The sequence below is a fragment of the Sphingobium sp. V4 genome (genome assembly GCF_029590555.1).
Classification (GTDB): domain Bacteria; phylum Pseudomonadota; class Alphaproteobacteria; order Sphingomonadales; family Sphingomonadaceae; genus Sphingobium.
In genome coordinates, this window is record NZ_CP081001.1 from 740862 (window position 1) to 757858 (window position 16997).

The window sequence follows — 16997 nt, forward strand, 5'->3', positions numbered from 1 at the left end:
ATGTCCATGGCCGCAGCGTTGCAACCGGCATGAGCCCCACTCTGCTGACTGCCTTGCAATATTATGGCGCGGGAGCGGCTACGCTCGCCGCGCTGATCGTTTCGCTGAACCTCGGTCGCCGCATCACCGGCTGGGCCTTCGTCCTGTTCGTGACCTCATCGCTCGCCCTGATCGGCTGGGGCTTTCTCGACAAGGACAGCGAAGGGATAGGGTGGCAGAATGTGGCGTTGCTGGTCATCAACGCCGTTGGGGTATGGCGTTACCTGATCTCGAGGCATGAGGTGCGAGGGTGAAGGGGGCTAAGCTTTCAAAAATCCTTCCCGTAAGGAGGGGGGCAGGCGCGTAGCGCCTGACGGAGGGGGGCGCCCTGTCGTTAGCGGGAAACCCCTTTACCACTTCGTGGTCTCCCTCCCGTTTCAGGGGAACAAGAGTTAGCCTTCCGCGATCCAGACCTCGACCGGTACCTTGTCCTGCAACAGCGCCAGCCGGATCGGCAATTCCTCCACGGCACCGCCCGCCAGCGCGCGATCATAGACCGCTTTCTTGCCCGCGCCGCCGATCTGGAGGAAGACATGGCGGCTCCGAAGAATGCCGTGCGCCGTCAGCGACATTCGCTGGTGCGGGGCAGCCGGGGGCGTGGCTGCTATGGTCAGCGCCTTGCTCGCCAATCCGTCCGTCAGTTCCTTGCCTTCGGGGAAGAGCGAGGCGGTATGGCCGTCATCGCCCATGCCCAGCAGGATGACGTCGAGCGGCCAGGGCAGTTCGGCAAAGGCCGCCTCGACCGCGGGCTGGCCCGCATAGGCGTCCCCCGCGTCATTCTTCATCGGCACGAACCGCGCCGCTGCCGCCGGTCCCTGCAATAATGTCTCGCGTACCAGCCGCTCGTTGCTGTCCGGGCTGTCGGGGGCGACCCAGCGTTCGTCGACCAGGGTCACGACGACCCTGCTCCAGTCGAGATCGGCCGCGCTCAGCGCCTCCAGAACCGGCCGGGGAGATCGGCCACCCGACACGGCGATGCCGGCCAACCCGCGCGTCGCGACGGCGTCGGCCAGGATCGTGGCGATGCGCGTTGCGATGTCGGCGGCGGCCTCGGCCCCGGTGGCGAAAAGATGTTCGGTCGGCATGGCTCTCACTCGACGGTTTCGGGAAGGGTGCAGATGTCGATCCATTGCGCTCCGGTCAAGGCAGCGAGCCGGTCGGGCGTCAGTTCGACGGACGTGGTGCGGGATCCCGCCGCCGGGAACACGGTGGCGAAGTCCTTGAGCGACACGTCGCAATAGACGGGCAGGGGCGTCGCCAAGCCAAAGGGGCACACGCCGCCGACCGGATGGCCGGTAATTTCTTCCACCTCGTGCCCGCCCAGCATCCGGGGCCTGGCGCCCAGCGCGGCCTTGGCCTTGCCATTGGACAGCCGCGCGTCGCCCCGCGCGCAGACAAGCACGATCCTCTCCCCCACGCGCAGCGACAATGTCTTGGCGATCCGCGCCGGCTCCACGCCCAGCGCGGCGGCCGCCTCGATCACCGTCGCGGTGCTGACGCCCTGGTCGATGATCGCCACATCGGGCGCTTTTTCTCCAAAGAAGGCGCGAACGCTCGCCTCACTCATGCCGTCCGCCTCATGCGCCCTGCAATTCGCCGAGCTTGCGTTCCCAGGCGAGGGCGTGGGTGACGATCTGCTCCAGGTCGGCATAGCGGGGTTCCCAGGGGAATTCCGCCATGATCGCGCGATTGTCCGAAATCAGCGAATCTGGGTCGCCGGCACGACGGCCTTCCAGCTTGCGGTCGATGGTCATGTTGGTGACGCGATCGACGGCGTCCAGCACCTCCAGCACGGAGAAGCCCCGGCCATAGCCGCAGTTGAGCAGGTAATTCTGATCGGGCTTCGCGATCAGCGCCTCCAGCGCCAGCACATGGGCGGCCGCGAGGTCGGTGACATGGATATAGTCGCGCACGCCGGTGCCGTCGGTCGTGTCGAAATCGGTGCCGAACACCGATACATGGCTGCGCTTGCCCAGCGCCGCCTCGACCGCGACCTTGATGAGGTGCGTCGCGCCCGCCGTCGACTGCCCGGTGCGGCCTGCGGGGTCCGCCCCCGCAACATTGAAGTATCGCAGCGCACAGAAGTTGATCGGATGCGCCGCGGCCACGTCGCGCAGCATATATTCTGTCATCAGCTTCGACATGCCATAGGGATTGATCGGCCGCTGCGGCGTCGTTTCCCGGACCGGGCTTTCCTCGGGGATGCCATAGGTCGCGGCGGTGGAGGAGAAGATGAAATGCGGCACGCCCGTTGCGACCGCGCTCTCGATCAGGTCGCGGGTCTTGGCGCTGTTGTTGTGATAATATTTGAGCGGGTTCTCGACCGATTCCGGCACCACGACCGACCCGGCGAAATGCATGATCGCCTTCACATCATGATCGCGCAATGTCGCCTGCACCAGCGGCTGGTCGGCAATGTCCCCCTGCACGAAGGCGACGCCGTCGGGCACCGCCCAGCGAAAGCCCGTGACCAGATTGTCGATCACGACCACGCCATAACCGGCGTCCTTCAGCGCCAGCACCGCATGGCTGCCAATATAGCCGGCGCCGCCCGTAACCAGGACCGTAGGCTTGCTCATAAGAAAAAAGGTCTCCCCGGAGATGTCCGGGGAGACCTAATACAGAAGCGTTACGATTTACAAATCGATCATGCTGCGGCGCGGGACGGAACGGGGCGATAGAAGGTCGCGCCGTTGGCCGCCATCTCCCGCAGCTGTGCTGTGGGTGCGAAGCGGGGACCATGCGCCGCCGCCAGCCGGTCCAGTACGGCCACGACATGGGCGATGCCGACCGTGTCCATATGGCTGAACGGGCCGCCGGTGTAGGGCGCGAAGCCCCACCCGAAGATCGCGCCGATGTCGCCATCCTCCGGCGTCTCCAGCACGCCTTCCTCGAAACAGCGGGCGCATTCGATCAGCTGGCGATAGAGCAGCCGTTCCTTGACCGCCTCGACATCGGGCTGCTCGGCTGCGCGGGGGAACATCTCCTCCAGCACCGGGGACAGATGCTTCTTGCCGCCTTCGGGATAGTCGTACCAGCCCTTGCCGTTCTTGCGGCCCAGCCGCCCGGCCTCGACCATCCTGACCATGATGTCGTCCGACCCCTGCGGGACATAGGCGTCGCCCAGTTCCTTCTTCGCGGCGGTCATGATCTTGACGCCCAGTTCGATCGACACCTCGTCGCTGACGGCCAGCGGCCCGGTCGGCATCCCCAATTGCTTGCCGGCATTTTCGATCAGCGCCGGGTTGACGCCTTCGCCCACCAGTTCCGCGCCTTCCTGCACATAGGTGCCGAAGCTGCGCGAGGTGTAGAAACCGCGGCTGTCATGCACGACGATCGGCGTCTTCTTGATCTGGGCGACGAAGTCCAGCGCCTTGGCGATGGCGGCGGGGCCGGTCTTTTCGCCCAGGATGATCTCCACCAGCGGCATCTTCTCGACGGGTGAGAAGAAGTGGACGCCGATGAAATTCTCGGGCCTGCTCCATGCCCGCGCCAGCTTCGTGATGGGCAGGGTGGAAGTGTTGGAGCCGAAGATGGTGTCTGCGCCCAGCACCTCCTCGACCTTCTTCGTGACTTCCGCCTTGATCGCGACATCCTCGAACACCGCCTCGATCACGAAATCCGCTCCGGCGAGCGCGGCATAGTCGGTGGTCGGCGTCACGCGGGCCAGCGTCTCCGCCATTTTCTCCGGGGTCATGCCCTTGCCGAGGCGCTTCTTCAGCACCTCCTCGACATGCGCCTTGCCCTTCTCGGCATAGGCCTGATCGCGGTCGAACAGCACGACCTCGATCCCCGCCTGCGCCGCGACGGTGGCGATCCCGGCCCCCATCATGCCCGCGCCCAGCATGGCAAGTTTCCTGGTCGGCGCCTTCGGTTCGTCCTTGGGGCGGCGCGCGCCGCGTTCGGCGGCCTGCTTGTTGACGAACAGGGTGCGGATCATGTTGCTCGCCTGTGGATCGGCGGCGACCTTGGCAAAATATTTGCTCTCGATCCGGATTGCCCGGTCCATCGGCAGGGTGATGCCTTCATAGACAGCGGACAGCAAAGCGATCGGCGCATTCATGTTGCGCTGGGTCTGCTTGAGCGTCATCGGCAGCGCGCCCGCCATCGTCTGGACGAAGGCCGGGTTGAAGCCGCCGGCGCCGCCGGGCACCTTAAAGCTCTTCACGTCCCATGGCTGGGTGCCGGCATCGGGATTGGCCTTCACCCATTCCCTCGCCGCCGCGACGGCCGTGCCCTGCGGCACTACCTGATCGACCACCTTGAGCATCGCGGCCTCGGCCGGACGGAACAGCTTGCCCTGAAGCATGTACATCAGCGCGGCCTGCACCCCCATCAGGCGCGGCAGCCGCTGCGACCCGCCGCCGCCGGGGAACAGGCCGATCAATATTTCGGGCAGGCCCAGCTGGGTCTTGGGGCTGTCGCCGACGAAACGGCGATGGCAGGCCAGCGCCAGCTCGAACCCGCCGCCCACGCAGGTGCCCTCGATCGCGCAGGCGACCGGCTTGCCGCCGGTTTCGAGCCGGCGGAACAGATTGTTCAGCACGAAAACCTTGTCGAAGATGGCCGCCGGGGCAGGGCGCTGCCCGCCCTCGCTCGCCAGCATCGATCCGAAATATTTAAGGTCCATGCCGGCCATGAAGCCGCTGTCCTTGCCCGACGCGATGACCGCGCCCTTGATGGCGTCCTCCGACGCGATGCGCGTGATCGCGGCGTCGAGATCGGAGAGAAAATCGGGGCCGATGACGTTCATCGACTGGTCCGGAACGTCGATGGTCAGGGTGGCGATGCCGTCGGCATCGATGTCGAATGCAATGGTCTGCATGATGCTGCCTCTCAATTCCGTTCGCCCTGTTCGAACGAGCCACATGTCTCGTTCGAATGTCGAAGGGCTCGTCTCTTATTTTCAAAAGCGCTCGATGATGATGCCGGTGCCCATGCCCGCGCCGACGCACAGGTTGATGAGCGCGGTGCCCTTGCCGCTCCGCTCCAGTTCGTCGAGCGCGGTGCCCAGCACCATCGCCCCGGTCGCGCCCAGCGGATGGCCCATGGCGATCGCGCCGCCATTGACGTTGATCTTGCTATGATCCAGGTCCATCGCCTGCATATAGCGCAGCACCACCGAGGCGAACGCCTCGTTCAGTTCCCACAGGTCGATGTCGGCGGCGCTCATGCCCGCACGGGCGAGCAGCTTGCCCGCGACGAATTCCGGCCCGGTCAGCATGATCAGGGGCTCCGACCCGATCGAGGCCATCGCCCTGATCCGGGCGCGGGGCTTCAGCCCATATTTCTCGCCCATCTCCCTGTTGCCGACCAGCACGGCGGCCGCGCCATCGACGATGCCGCTGCTGTTGCCGGCGTGGTGGATATGGTTGACCCTTTCCAGCTCGGGATAGCGCAGCAGGGCGACGGTGTCGAAGCCCGGCATCTCCTCGCCCAGTGCGGTGAAACTGGGCTTCAGCGCCCCCAGCGACTGCATGGTCGCATCGGGGCGCATATGCTCGTCATGATCGAGCACGACCTGGCCGATCACGTCCTTCACCGGCACGATCGACTTGGCGAAGCGCCCTTCGTCCCAGGCCTGCTTGGCGCGCTTCTGGCTTTCGATCGCATAGGCGTCGGCATCGTCGCGGCTGATGCCGAACTTGGTTGCGATGACATCCGCGCCAATGCCCTGCGGCGCGAAATAGGTCTTGTAGGCGACTGCCGGGTCCATCGCGATTGCGCCGCCGTCCGACGCCATCGGCACGCGGCTCATCGATTCGACGCCGCCGCCGATCGCGAACATCGCTTCGCCGGAATACACCTTGGCAGCAGCAATGTTGACGGCTTCAAGGCCAGATGCGCAGAAGCGGTTGATCTGTACGCCCGGCACGGTCTGCGCATAATCGGCGTTCAGAACGGCTGCGCGGGCTATGTCCGCTCCCTGTTCGCCCACCGGGCTGACGCAGCCCAGAATGACGTCATCGACATCTGCAGTGTCGATCCGGCTGCGGTCGCGCACCGCTTCGAGTACCTGTGTCGCCAGTTGGATAGGGGTGATCTCGTGCAGCGACCCGTCGGCCTTGCCCCGGCCACGGGGCGTCCTGACGGCGTCGTAGATATAGGCTTCCATGTCTTTTGTCCCTCTCCGTGGGGTCGTTCCGGCGCTTTGCCCAACCATAGGATGCTGCCGTGAATGTATTTACGTTTACGTAAAGTGCAAGTCTCAATTCCAGCCCTGATCCGTGACGGCGCTGCCGTAACGGCAATCGCAAGGCGCCGACGCGACACGTGATGAACTGTCCAGATCGCCGTCTATATTTACCCCCTTTCGTCGCGCGAATCTCCATGCCATTCAACCTCATGCGTATCGCCGTCCTCTCCGACATCCATGGCAATCTGGCGGCACTTGACGCCGTGCTGGCGGACATCGGGCGGCGGGGCGTCGATCGCATCGTCAATCTGGGCGATATCCTTTCGGGTCCACTGTTCCCGTGCGAAACCGCCGACCGATTGATGGCCATGAACCTGCCGACCATCCGGGGCAATCATGAGCGGCAGTTGCTGACGCTCGCACCGGAGCGGATGGGGCTGTCGGATCGCCATGCCGATTCGCTCCTGCAGCGGCATCATCGCGACTGGATCGCCGGCTTGCCCGAACGGCTTTGGCTGACCGACGAGATAGTGATGGTCCATGGCACGCCCGACAGCGACCTCGTCTATTTCCTGGAAACGATCGACGGCACCGTGCTGCGCGCCGCGACGGCGGACGAGGTGGAGGCGCGGGCAGGGGGAATCGCTGCCCCGCTGATCCTGTGCGGCCACACCCACGTCCCGCGCATCCATCGCCGGCCGGGCGGCGGGCTGGTGGTCAATCCCGGCAGCGTGGGATTGCCCGCCTATCGGGACGACCAGCCCGTGCCGCACCGGGTGGAGACGGGGTCGCCCCACGCCCGCTATGCGATCGTGGCGCGGGACGCATCCGGCTGGGTGGCGGCGATCGTGGCGGTCGCCTATGACTGGGAGGCGGCAGCGCAGGTGGCCGGGGCGCGCGGCCGCGCCGACTGGGCAAGGGCGTTGCGTACCGGCAGGGCATAGAAGCGTTGCGCCCCGGCGGATGCGGCCTATATCCGGCCCATGGACAGTGTGACCGAAGCCCCGACCCAAAAGCCGCCGTCTCCCTTTTCCATCCCAACTTTCCGCGCCATCTGGACCGCCAGTCTCGCTTCCAATTTCGGCGGCCTGATCCAGTCGGTCGGCGCGGCGTGGATGATGACCTCGCTCTCCGCATCGCCATTGCTGATCGCGCTGGTGCCGGCGGCGACCACGCTGCCGATCATGCTGCTCTCGCTCTGGGCCGGCGCGGTCGCCGACAATCTTGACCGGCGCAAGGTGATGATCGCCTGCCAGTGCGCGATGCTGCTGACCTCCGCGGCGCTCGCGGCCACTGCGTGGTCGGGGCTGATGACGCCTTGGCTCCTGCTGGGCTTCACCTTCGCCCTGGGCTGTGCGACCGCGATCAACGGACCGGCCTGGCAGGCGTCAGTCGGTGACATGGTGCCGCGCGCCATCCTGCCGAGCGCGGTGGCGATGAATTCGATGGGCTTCAACCTCGCCCGCAGCGTCGGGCCGGCGCTGGGCGGCGTCATCGTCGCTGCGGCCGGGGCGGCGGCTGCATTCCTCACCAATGCGCTGACCTATATCGGCCTGCTCGTCGTGCTGGCGCGCTGGCGGCCGGACCTGCCGCCCAAGCTGCTGCCGCGCGAGCGACTGGGCGTGGCGATGGTGGCGGGCGTGGGCTATGTCGCCGCCTCGCCGAAGATCAAGCGCGTGCTGTTGCGCGCGGGCGCCTTCGGCATCGGCGCCAGCGCGGTGTCGGCGCTGATGCCGCTGGTCGCCCGCGACCTGCTGGGGGGCGGTGCGCTGACCTTCGGCCTGACCAGCGGCGCCTTCGGCGTGGGGGCGGTGCTGGGGGCGCTCTCCAGCCGTCACCTGCGCGCGCATTTCTCGATCGAAAGGATCGTGCGCTCCGCCGCCTTGTCGCTGGCGCTGGGCACGGCGCTCACCGGGGTGAGCAGCTGGCTGGCGCTGGCGATCCTGGGCTATATGCTGGCGGGCGCCGGCTGGGTGCTGGCGCTGTCCACCTTCAACGTGTCGGTGCAGATGTCCGCGCCGCGCTGGGTGGTGGCGCGCGCGGTCGCGCTCTATCAGATGATCGCCTTTGGCGGCATGGCTGGCGGCGCCTGGCTGTTCGGCTGGGTGGCGGAGCATCAGGGCGTCGTCACCGGCCTTTATGCCGCCGCCGCTGCCCAGTTCTTCGCGGCCCTGCTGGGACTGTGGCGGCCGCTGCCGCAGACTGGCAACGACAATCTCGATCCGCGCGACGACTGGCACGAGCCGGATACCGCCGTCCCGGTCGAGCCGCGCAGTGGTCCCATCGTCATCACCATCGAATATCGCATCCCGCCTGGATCGATCGTCCCCTTCCTGACCGCGATGAGCGAGCGCCGCCGCATCCGCCGCCGGGATGGAGCCCATGGCTGGCAGCTGCTGCGCGACCTGGGCGAATCCGATCTCTGGATCGAGCGCTATCATGTGTCGACCTGGCTGGACTATGTGCGCCACAACCAGCGGCGCACGGTGGCCGATATTGCCAACAGCGACGCCATTCATGCGCTGCACGCCGGTCCCGATGCGCCGGTCGTGCATCGCCGGCTGGAACGGCAGACGGGATCGCTGCCGATCAGTCGCGCGCCGGATGCGCGGGAAATGGGCGACGGTCTGACCGATCCCACCCGATTGAGCTGAACCTCAGCCTGCCAGGTCGTCGGGCGTATCGATATCGCGCAGGACCGCGCCGGTCGTCTCGATCTGGATACCGTGGCTGAGCAGCGCCCGCGCACCCTGATCGCCCTTCAGTGCCAGCAGCTCCGGGAAATGCCTGCGCCCGATAAAGGCCGGCGGCGAGGAGGAGAAGGCGTCGGTGCTGGCGACCACCGACCGGATGTCCTCCGCCGCCAGGCAGATGCGATTATAATGGCTGGGCGGGACATCGGGCATGTCGGCCAGGCAGATGAGGATGCCGCGTATCCGGTTGTTGGGCATCACATGCTCGACGGCGCGCACGATGCTGCCCGATATGCCTTCTTCGGGCTGGTCGTTGACCAGGATGGTGTAGCCGCGCCGGTCGAGCTTGCGGTGGATGACCGGCGCCAGCTCGATCGGCCTTACGACTGCCACCAGCTCGGCAAAGGCCATGGACGCCACTGTTTCCAGCGTGTGCGCCACTACCGGCTTGCCGCGCAGCTCCGCCATCAGCTTGTCGTCCTCGCCGAACCGGGACGAGTTGCCGGCTGCCAGCAGGACGGCGGCGATACGTTCAGTGCGCATGGCTGGTGAAGGACATTATTCTTTTGCGTTCCCGATCATGCCTGATGTGCCACCGGGGCGATCTTGTGTCCAGCGGCCCGAAAGGGACTGGCCATCGGCGGCACGAAACGCCATATGCGGGGCCGACAGGATAAGGAGTGGCCCCGTTCATGGCATGTGACCTCGATGCCGAAACCGTCGGCGAAGGCAAGGAGCCGGTGCCGGCCGAAGTCAGCGACGCCATCCGCACGCTGATCCGCTGGGCAGGCGATACGCCCGAACGCGAAGGCCTGCTGGAAACCCCCGAGCGCGTCGCGCGCGCGTGGCGCGAATATTGCCGGGGTTATGGCGACGATCCGGCCTATCATCTTTCGCGCATCTTCCACGAAGTGGGCGGCTATGATGACATCGTGCTGCTCAAGGACATTCCCTTTCAGTCGCATTGCGAACATCATATGGCGCCGATCGTGGGGAAGGCCCATATCGCCTATCTGCCCGGCGCCTATGTCGTGGGCATTTCCAAGCTCGCCCGTGTCCTCCACGCCTATTCCAACCGGCTGCAGGTACAGGAACGGCTGACCTCCGAAGTCGCCAACTGCATATGGGAAAATCTCAAGCCCCAGGGTGTCGCTGTGGTGATCGAGGCGACCCATGGTTGCATGACAGGGCGCGGCGTGCGGACTCCCAATGTCGTCATGAAGACCAGCCGGATGCTGGGCGTGTTCCGCGATGACGAAAAGTCGCGGGAGGAAGTGCTGAAGCTCATCGCCTCATGAGCGAAGCGGAAGAGCCTGCCTATCGTCCGCTCGGCAGGGCGAGGGTCGATGCAAAGCCCATCGGTGCGCCGCTGGCGCAGAAGAGGCTGGCACTCGTCACCGGCGGGCATCGACGGCTGGGCGGCATCATCGCCGCCGCGCTGGCGAAGGCCGGCCATTCGCTCGCGATCCATGGCAGTCACGACACGCGGCTCGATTCCCATCTGGCGCTGACGCTGGAGGAGGAGGGGACCGAGTGGGACGGCTTCGTCGTCGATTTCGCCGATCCCGAAGGAGCGGAGGAGCTGGTGGCGATGGTGGCGGAGCGCTTCGGCCGCCCGCCCGACATATTGGTCAACAGCGCCGCCATATTCGGTCAGGACAGGCTGGAGGATGTGACGGCAGACGACCTGATGCGCCATTATGCGGTCAACTGCGCCGCGCCGACCATGCTGACCAAGGCGTTCGCGACCGTGCCGGCGGGCGTGGGAGATCGCTGCATCGTCAATATCCTCGACCAGCGGATCGACCATCCCCACGCCGACCAACTCGCCTACACCCTGTCCAAACTGGCGCTGGCCGGGCTGACGCGCACCAGCGCCCACAGCCTGGCGCCCAGGGTTCGGGTCAACGCCGTCGCACCGGGGCTGACGATCGCGACGCCCGATTATGACGAGGCGCAGATGGAGCGACTGGGGAACATGATGCCGCTCGGCCGTTTGCCCCAGGCGGAGGAAATTGCCCAGGCGGTACTCTATCTGGTGAATGCCAGCGCTATCACCGGGCAGACACTCTATGTGGACGGCGGGGCCCATCTCAAAAGCTATGATCGCGACTTCATGCATCTTTGCCGCTAGCATTGGCACAAATGCGAGGGGGTGGGGGATGGCGAAGCGCGCGCGGCCCCAATAGAGCGGTGGTCAAACTAGTTTGTTGTTCGCGTTTTCCGGGTCAGCCGGCGGGGCCTGCTGATTCGAGAACGCCAAAGGGAGATGGCGATGACCTATGAAACGATCCTGGTCGAACAGCGCGATGCAGTAACGCTGATTACGCTCAACCGGCCGCAGGCCTTGAATGCGCTGAACAGCCATGTGCTGGCCGACCTGAGTGCCGCCTTCGCCGCCTATGATGCAGACCCGACCCAGCGTTGCGCCGTCCTGACCGGCAGCGGCGAAAAAGCGTTCGCGGCGGGTGCCGACATCAAGGAAATGGTGGAGAAGGACGCGGCCGACTTCTTCCTGCAGGACTTTTTCTCGGGCTGGCAGACCGGCGTCGTCGCGACCCGCAAGCCGTGGATCGCGGCGGTGCAGGGCTTTGCGCTGGGCGGCGGCTGCGAACTGGCGATGATGGCCGACTTCATCATCGCGGGTGACACGGCGAAATTCGGCCAGCCCGAAATCAAGCTGGGCGTGGCGCCAGGCATGGGCGGATCGCAGCGCCTGACCCGCGCCGTGGGCAAGGCCAAGGCCATGGAAATGTGCCTGACCGGCCGGATGATGGATGCGGCCGAGGCGGAACGCGCCGGGCTGGTCAGCCGGGTCGTTCCAGCCGCGGATTTGCTGGAGGATGCGCTCAAGACCGCGGCGGCCATCGCCGCGATGCCGCCCATGGCGGCGATGATGAACAAGGAGATGGTCAACATCGCCTTCGAGACCGGTCTGGCGCAGGGGCTGCTGACCGAACGCCGCATGTTCCAGATCCTGACCGCGACCGAGGACAAGAAGGAAGGCATGACCGCCTTCGTCGAAAAGCGGCCCGGCGTCTGGAAGGGCCGATAGGCTAGGCCACCGGCTTAATCACGCCGCCACTTGCGGGAACAGGAGAGCGGTTTAGACTTCCGTTGCTTTCGAGCGTGTCGAGAAACTGAAGCGCAGCGCTGGCCGCTTCTCGACTCCGCTCGAAGCGAACGGAAGATGTCTGCCTATTTCCCCTCCAGCATCTCGATCATCAGCGAAAAGTCGCGCGCGGCCTCTCCCTGGTTGGCGAGCAACTGATACAGCGCTTCGGCGGCATTGCCCATCGGCACCGAGGCGCCGACCGACGCGGCGGCTTCCGTCGCCAGCTTCAGATCCTTGAGCATCAGGCCGACGGCAAAGCCGCCCTGATAGCCATTGTCGGCGGGGGTTTGTGGACCCACGCCGGGGACCGGGCAATAACTTGTCATCGACCAGCTCTGCCCCGACGACACGCTCGATATATCGTAGAAGGTCTGGGGATCGAGACCCAGCTTCTTCGCCATGGCGAAGCTCTCGCAAGTGGCGACCATGGTCGCGCCCAGCAGCATATTGTTGCAGATCTTGGCCGCCTGGCCGTTGCCTGCGCCGCCGGCATGGATCACGGCCTTGCCCATGGCGGAGAGGATCGGCCTGGCCCTGGCGAAGGCCGCGTCCGCACCGCCCACCATGAAGGTCAGCGTCCCGCCATTGGCTGCCGCGATCCCGCCCGATACTGGCGCATCGACCATCTCGAAGCCCTGAACACTCGCCGCCTCGATCACGCGGCGCGCTGTGGCGACGTCGATGGTCGAACAGTCGAGGAAGAGCGCTCCGGGTCTGGCCGCGCCGAACACCTCGCCGCCATAGACGCTTTCGACATGCTTGCCAGCCGGCAGCATCGTCACCACCGCATCGGCGCCGGAGACGGCCTCGGCGGCGCTCGCCGCACGCACCGCGCCATGGCTTTCCGCCTTGGCTAGAGCCTCTTCCGACAGGTCGAAGGCGCGCACGGCATAGCCATTCTTCAGCAGATTGGCGGCCATACCGCCGCCCATATTGCCAAGGCCGATGAAGGCGATCGTCTGGGTCATGGTCCGGGCTTCCTCTCTCAATTCTGTGTCAGGAGCGGGCGGTTGCCAGTTCGGGCAGCGGCGTCCATTGCTTTTCCGGGGGCAGCGGCGCGAAGATCGCCTCGATCATCGTATCGCTGACCTCCTCCAATGTCGGCGGAGTCCAGATCGGCGCATTATCCTTGTCGAAGATCACCGCACGCACGCCCTCGACGAAATCGGGGCGGCGGATGATGGCGCAGGCAAGGCCGAACTCCATTGTCATATTGTCGGCGAAGCTGGCCTTGCTCGCGCCCTCGACCAACTGGCGCAACGCTACCTTGATCGTCTGGGGCGATTTGGTGGCGAGCACCGTCAACTGTCTCGCGGCCCATTCGCCGCCATCGGCGCGCAGGGCGGCGACGATGTCCTCCGCCTTGTCGGATGCGAACAGCCGGTCGATCTCCGCGCGGTGCGCCTCCAGTTTCGATGCCGGGGGCGGTGCGACATTCTCGTCCAATATCTCGCCCAGACCCAGCGGATCGGCCAGGATGCGCGCCTTGACGGCGTCCAGCCGGTCGGAGGGAATATAATGGGAGGCGATGCCGATCGCGGCGCAGTCCGCCCCGTCGATGCGCGCCCCGGTCGCCGCCAGCCAGGCGCCGACGCGGCCGGGCAGGCGAGGCAGGAACCAGCCGCCCCCAACGTCCGGAAACAGGCCGATGCCGGTTTCGGGCATGGCGAAGGTCGTGCGCTCGGTCGCGACGCGGAAACGGGCGGGCAAGGAGATGCCGACGCCACCCCCCATGACGATTCCGTCGATGAAGGCGACGATCGGCTTTTCATAGACGAACAGCAGATGGTTCATCCGATATTCGAGGCTGAAGAAGCGTTCCGCCTCGACGCAATCCGTCCTGGCGCTGTTGGCGATCAACGCGATGTCGCCGCCGGCGCAAAAGCCGCGTCCGTCGGCATGATCGATCATCACCGCGATGATCGCGTCATCCTGCGCCCAGTCGAGCAGCGCGTCATTGATTGCCGCGCACATCTCCGGCGTCAGCGCGTGGATCGCCTTGGGCCGGTTGAGCCGGATGCGGCCGACGCCATTTTCGATCAAGGTCAGAACCTGGTCCGTCATAACTGCTCCTCACATCCGTGGAAAGGCGACTATTGCCGCAGCATATCGCGCGCGACGATCATCCGCATGACCTGATTGGTGCCTTCCAGGATCGAATGGACCCGCAGGTCGCGCCAGAAGCGCTCGATTGGATAGTCCATCAGATAGCCGTAGCCGCCATGGAGTTGCAGCGCGCGATCGACCACAGAGGATCCGGTGTCGGTGGCGAAGCGCTTGGCCATGGCAGCGAAGCGGGTCTTGTCGGGCGCATTGTCCGTCACCTTGACCGCGGCGGCATAGAGCAGGGTGCGGGCGGCCTCCAATTCGGTCTGCATGTCGGCCAGGGTGAACTGGGTGTTCTGGAAATCGGCCACGGCGACGCCGAACTGTCTGCGATCCTTGGTATACTGGACCGTTTCGTCGATGCAGCGCTGCGCGCCGCCCAGCGAACAGGCGCCGATATTGAGCCGCCCACCATCCAGCCCCATCATCGCAATGCGGAAGCCTTCGCCCTCGCCGCCGACCAGATTGGCCACCGGCACCCGCACGCCGTCGAAATTGACCTGCGCGGTGGGCTGCGAATGCCAGCCCAGCTTGCGCTCCTGTGCGCCGAAGCTGACACCCGCCATGTCCTTCTCGATGACGAGACAAGAGATTCCTTTGGGACCATCCTCGCCGGTGCGGACCATCACCACATAGACGTCATTCTCGCCGCCGCCGGAAATGAACTGTTTGGAGCCGGTGACGACATAATGGTCGCCGTCCCTGACCGCGCGGGTCTTGAGCGCGGCGGCGTCCGATCCGGCGCCGGCCTCGGTCAGGCAATAGCTCGCCATGCGCGCCATGGGGATCAGGTCGGGCAGATATTTGTCCTTCACCGCCTGCGATCCGAAGCGGTCGATCATCCAGGCGCCCATATTGTGGATCGAGATGAAGGCGCTGGTCGAGGGGCAGCCATAGGCCATCGCCTCCATGATGAGTGCGGCTTCGAGGCGACCGAGGCCGATCCCGCCTGCTTCCTCCGACACGTATATGCCGCCAAAGCCGAGTTCGGCGGCGGCGCGGATCGCGTCGCGGGGGAAGATATGCTTCTCGTCCCATTCGGCGGCGTGGGGCGTGATGGCGTCCGCTGTAAAGCGCTGCGCCATTTCCTGGATCGCGCGCTGGTCGTCGGTCAGATCATATTGGGTCATGCTGACATTTCCATGAAAAAAATTCCGTCATGGTGACGAAAGCCAGCGTCCATTAGCGCGGCGTTGGAATGGATCGTCAACCGGGCGTCGATACTCTGGCCAGCCGCCGCCATGGCGTCATCTATATCAATATTATGTCCGATTTGATGGCGCGCCCGCATCAGCATCGCTCCGGTGTCGTCGATGGGTTCAGGTCGCAATGACAAGGCAGGGAGAGGCGGAGCCTCTCCCTCCAAGCCCTTACCCCATGGTCGGAATGACGAAAGCGTTGGCTGCGTCGCCCACTCCCCCGTCGGGCCAGCGCTGGGTGATTGTCTTGACCTTGGTCCAGAACTTCACGCCTTCCATTCCGTGCTGGTTGGTGTCCCCAAAGGCCGAGCGCTTCCAGCCGCCGAACGTGTGATAGGCCACTGGTACCGGGATCGGCACGTTGATGCCGACCATGCCGACATTGACGCGGGCGGCAAATTCACGGGCGGCGTGGCCGTTGCGCGTGAAGATGGCGACACCGTTGCCATATTGATGCTGGCTCGGCAATGCGAGCGCCTCCTCGAAGCTCTCCGCCCGCACCATCTGGAGCACGGGACCGAAAATCTCCTCCTGATAGGAGCGCATGGTCGGCGTCACATGATCGAACAGGGTCGGGCCGACAAAAAAGCCGTCCTCATGGCCCTGGAGCGTGAAGCCGCGACCGTCGACCACCAGTTCCGCGCCTTCGTCCACACCCATCTGGATATAGCTTTCGATCTTCGCCTTGTGCGCGGCGGTGACGACGGGGCCATAATGGGCGTCGGGATCGGTCGAAACGCCCACGCGCAGCGACTCGATCGCGGGGATCAGCTTCTCGCGCAGGGCGATGGCCGTCTTCTCGCCGACAGGAGTCACCACGGGCAGCGCCATGCAGCGCTCGCCCGCCGATCCGAAGGCGGCGCCGGAGAGGTCGTTCACCACCTGGTCGAGGTCCGCATCGGGCATGACGATGCCGTGATTCTTGGCGCCGCCCATGGCCTGCACGCGCTTGCCGTTGTCGACGCCCCGCTTGTAGACATAATGGGCGATGTCGGACGATCCGACGAAGCTGATCGCGCCGATATCCGGATGGTCGAGGATGGCGTCGACCATTTCCTTGTCGCCCTGCACGACCTGCAAGATGCCTTCGGGCAGGCCCGCCTCCAGGAAGAGTTCGGCGAGCCTGACGGGCACCGACGGGTCGCGTTCCGAGGGCTTGAGGATGAAGGCGTTGCCCGTCGCGATCGCGACGCCCGACATCCAGAGCGGGATCATGCCAGGAAAGTTGAAGGGCGTGATGCCCGCGCCGATGCCGATCGGCTGGCGGAAGCTGTAGACGTCGATGCCGGGGCCGGCGCCTTGGGTATATTCGCCCTTCAGAACGTGCGGGATGCCGCAGCAGAATTCGATGACTTCCAGCCCGCGCTGGATGTCACCCTTCGAATCCGCGATCACCTTGCCATGTTCGGAGCTGAGCAGATGCGCCAGTTCGTCCATATTCTTCTCGACCAGGGCCTTGAAGTTGAACATTACGCGGGCGCGGCGTTGCGGGTTGACCATCGCCCAGGCGGGCTGTGCCTTCTTCGCCGCGGCCACTGCAACGTCGAGCAAGGCCGCGTCGCCGAGTGTTACGCGCGCCTGGACGCTGCCATTGTTGGGATCGAACACGTCGCTGTAGCGCGTCGGCGCGGCGGCATGAGCGACAGCGAGCTTGTGCGAAATCTCACGCATCGGGCTATCCTCTCCTAAGGTTGCCCTCTTGTAGCGTT

The 16997-nt window shown here is 65.4% G+C and carries 17 protein-coding genes; 6 read left to right on the top strand and 11 right to left on the bottom strand.

All coding sequences use genetic code 11. The annotated features are described in order from the left end of the window. Nucleotides 1-29 precede the first annotated feature (29 nt). Nucleotides 30-293, top strand: coding sequence for a hypothetical protein (locus K3M67_RS03820; protein WP_285832329.1), 264 nt, complete (start codon nt 30-32; stop codon nt 291-293). A gap of 138 nt (nt 294-431) precedes the next feature. On the opposite strand, the gene pgl is transcribed toward K3M67_RS03820, so the two are convergent. The 5 genes from pgl to K3M67_RS03845 form a co-directional block, all read right to left on the bottom strand. Next, nucleotides 432-1124 carry a 6-phosphogluconolactonase gene (gene pgl, locus K3M67_RS03825; protein ID WP_066856125.1) on the bottom strand — a complete coding sequence of 231 codons (693 nt, stop codon included), beginning with the start codon at nt 1122-1124 and terminating at the stop codon, nt 432-434. Between the two features lie 5 nt (nt 1125-1129). After that, nucleotides 1130-1606 (bottom strand): YbaK/EbsC family protein, encoded by a 477-nt coding sequence (locus tag K3M67_RS03830; RefSeq protein WP_066856121.1) that lies wholly within the window; start codon nt 1604-1606, stop codon nt 1130-1132. Between the two features lie 10 nt (nt 1607-1616). Beyond that, nucleotides 1617-2618 (bottom strand): UDP-glucose 4-epimerase GalE, encoded by a 1002-nt coding sequence (galE, locus tag K3M67_RS03835; RefSeq protein ID WP_285832330.1) that lies wholly within the window; start codon nt 2616-2618, stop codon nt 1617-1619. Between the two features lie 68 nt (nt 2619-2686). Further along, on the bottom strand, nt 2687-4864 hold the full coding sequence (locus K3M67_RS03840) for a 3-hydroxyacyl-CoA dehydrogenase NAD-binding domain-containing protein (protein WP_285832331.1): 2178 nt from the start codon (nt 4862-4864) through the stop codon (nt 2687-2689). Nucleotides 4865-4945: 81 nt separating this feature from the next. Beyond that, nucleotides 4946-6154, bottom strand: a complete 1209-nt coding sequence (locus K3M67_RS03845; RefSeq protein ID WP_285832332.1) for an acetyl-CoA C-acetyltransferase — start codon at nt 6152-6154, stop codon at nt 4946-4948. A 230-nt stretch (nt 6155-6384) separates the two neighbouring features. Here K3M67_RS03845 and K3M67_RS03850 point away from each other — a divergent pair, with 230 nt between their 5' ends. Next, nucleotides 6385-7119, top strand: coding sequence for a metallophosphoesterase family protein (locus K3M67_RS03850; protein ID WP_285832886.1), 735 nt, complete (start codon nt 6385-6387; stop codon nt 7117-7119). Between the two features lie 39 nt (nt 7120-7158). Then, nucleotides 7159-8829, top strand: coding sequence for an MFS transporter (locus tag K3M67_RS03855; protein ID WP_066856108.1), 1671 nt, complete (start codon nt 7159-7161; stop codon nt 8827-8829). Nucleotides 8830-8832: 3 nt separating this feature from the next. Here the strand turns inward: K3M67_RS03855 and K3M67_RS03860 are convergent, their stop codons facing one another. After that, nucleotides 8833-9411 (bottom strand): nucleotidyltransferase family protein, encoded by a 579-nt coding sequence (locus K3M67_RS03860; protein ID WP_285832333.1) that lies wholly within the window; start codon nt 9409-9411, stop codon nt 8833-8835. Nucleotides 9412-9560: 149 nt separating this feature from the next. Here K3M67_RS03860 and folE point away from each other — a divergent pair, with 149 nt between their 5' ends. The 3 genes from folE (at nt 9561) to K3M67_RS03875 (ending at nt 11923) form a co-directional block, all read left to right on the top strand. Continuing rightward, on the top strand, nt 9561-10166 hold the full coding sequence (gene folE / locus K3M67_RS03865; protein ID WP_066856101.1) for a GTP cyclohydrolase I FolE: 606 nt from the start codon (nt 9561-9563) through the stop codon (nt 10164-10166). After that, the gene (locus K3M67_RS03870; RefSeq protein ID WP_066856099.1) at nt 10163-11002 is read left to right on the top strand and encodes an SDR family oxidoreductase; all 840 of its coding nucleotides are present in this window, start codon (nt 10163-10165) and stop codon (nt 11000-11002) included. The genes folE and K3M67_RS03870 overlap by 4 nt, the downstream gene beginning before the upstream one ends. A 141-nt stretch (nt 11003-11143) precedes the next feature. Next, nucleotides 11144-11923, top strand: coding sequence for an enoyl-CoA hydratase-related protein (locus tag K3M67_RS03875; RefSeq protein ID WP_066856303.1), 780 nt, complete (start codon nt 11144-11146; stop codon nt 11921-11923). Nucleotides 11924-12066: 143 nt separating this feature from the next. On the opposite strand, the gene mmsB is transcribed toward K3M67_RS03875, so the two are convergent. Genes mmsB through K3M67_RS03900 form a run of 5 tightly spaced genes read right to left on the bottom strand, consistent with a single transcriptional unit; the run spans nt 12067 to nt 16959 of the window. After that, nucleotides 12067-12972: a 3-hydroxyisobutyrate dehydrogenase gene (gene mmsB / locus K3M67_RS03880; RefSeq protein ID WP_325230173.1), complete on the bottom strand. Its 906-nt coding sequence runs from the start codon at nt 12970-12972 to the stop codon at nt 12067-12069. Nucleotides 12973-12979: 7 nt separating this feature from the next. Beyond that, nucleotides 12980-14047 (bottom strand): enoyl-CoA hydratase/isomerase family protein, encoded by a 1068-nt coding sequence (locus tag K3M67_RS03885; RefSeq protein WP_285832334.1) that lies wholly within the window; start codon nt 14045-14047, stop codon nt 12980-12982. Nucleotides 14048-14076: 29 nt separating this feature from the next. Continuing rightward, a complete protein-coding gene (locus K3M67_RS03890; protein WP_285832335.1) occupies nt 14077-15219 on the bottom strand; it encodes an acyl-CoA dehydrogenase family protein in 1143 nt (380 codons plus the stop codon). Then, entirely contained in the window at nt 15216-15455 is a 240-nt protein-coding gene (locus K3M67_RS03895; RefSeq protein WP_285832336.1) for a hypothetical protein, read from the bottom strand. Before K3M67_RS03895 ends, K3M67_RS03890 begins: the two co-directional genes overlap by 4 nt. Nucleotides 15456-15459: 4 nt before the next feature. Next, the gene (locus tag K3M67_RS03900) at nt 15460-16959 is read right to left on the bottom strand and encodes a CoA-acylating methylmalonate-semialdehyde dehydrogenase (protein ID WP_285832337.1); all 1500 of its coding nucleotides are present in this window, start codon (nt 16957-16959) and stop codon (nt 15460-15462) included. Nucleotides 16960-16997: the final 38 nt, after the last annotated feature.

What these genes read in the sequence shown, in the direction of transcription:
- K3M67_RS03820 (WP_285832329.1), top strand. Translation starts at nt 30, where the DNA reads ATGAGCCCCACTCTGCTGACTGCCTTGCAATATTATGGCGCGGGAGCG.
- pgl (WP_066856125.1), bottom strand. Translation starts at nt 1,124, where the DNA reads ATGCCGACCGAACATCTTTTCGCCACCGGGGCCGAGGCCGCCGCCGAC.
- K3M67_RS03830 (WP_066856121.1), bottom strand. Translation starts at nt 1,606, where the DNA reads ATGAGTGAGGCGAGCGTTCGCGCCTTCTTTGGAGAAAAAGCGCCCGAT.
- galE (WP_285832330.1), bottom strand. Translation starts at nt 2,618, where the DNA reads ATGAGCAAGCCTACGGTCCTGGTTACGGGCGGCGCCGGCTATATTGGC.
- K3M67_RS03840 (WP_285832331.1), bottom strand. Translation starts at nt 4,864, where the DNA reads ATGCAGACCATTGCATTCGACATCGATGCCGACGGCATCGCCACCCTG.
- K3M67_RS03845 (WP_285832332.1), bottom strand. Translation starts at nt 6,154, where the DNA reads ATGGAAGCCTATATCTACGACGCCGTCAGGACGCCCCGTGGCCGGGGC.
- K3M67_RS03850 (WP_285832886.1), top strand. Translation starts at nt 6,385, where the DNA reads ATGCGTATCGCCGTCCTCTCCGACATCCATGGCAATCTGGCGGCACTT.
- K3M67_RS03855 (WP_066856108.1), top strand. Translation starts at nt 7,159, where the DNA reads ATGGACAGTGTGACCGAAGCCCCGACCCAAAAGCCGCCGTCTCCCTTT.
- K3M67_RS03860 (WP_285832333.1), bottom strand. Translation starts at nt 9,411, where the DNA reads ATGCGCACTGAACGTATCGCCGCCGTCCTGCTGGCAGCCGGCAACTCG.
- folE (WP_066856101.1), top strand. Translation starts at nt 9,561, where the DNA reads ATGGCATGTGACCTCGATGCCGAAACCGTCGGCGAAGGCAAGGAGCCG.
- K3M67_RS03870 (WP_066856099.1), top strand. Translation starts at nt 10,163, where the DNA reads ATGAGCGAAGCGGAAGAGCCTGCCTATCGTCCGCTCGGCAGGGCGAGG.
- K3M67_RS03875 (WP_066856303.1), top strand. Translation starts at nt 11,144, where the DNA reads ATGACCTATGAAACGATCCTGGTCGAACAGCGCGATGCAGTAACGCTG.
- K3M67_RS03885 (WP_285832334.1), bottom strand. Translation starts at nt 14,047, where the DNA reads ATGACGGACCAGGTTCTGACCTTGATCGAAAATGGCGTCGGCCGCATC.
- K3M67_RS03890 (WP_285832335.1), bottom strand. Translation starts at nt 15,219, where the DNA reads ATGACCCAATATGATCTGACCGACGACCAGCGCGCGATCCAGGAAATG.
- K3M67_RS03900 (WP_285832337.1), bottom strand. Translation starts at nt 16,959, where the DNA reads ATGCGTGAGATTTCGCACAAGCTCGCTGTCGCTCATGCCGCCGCGCCG.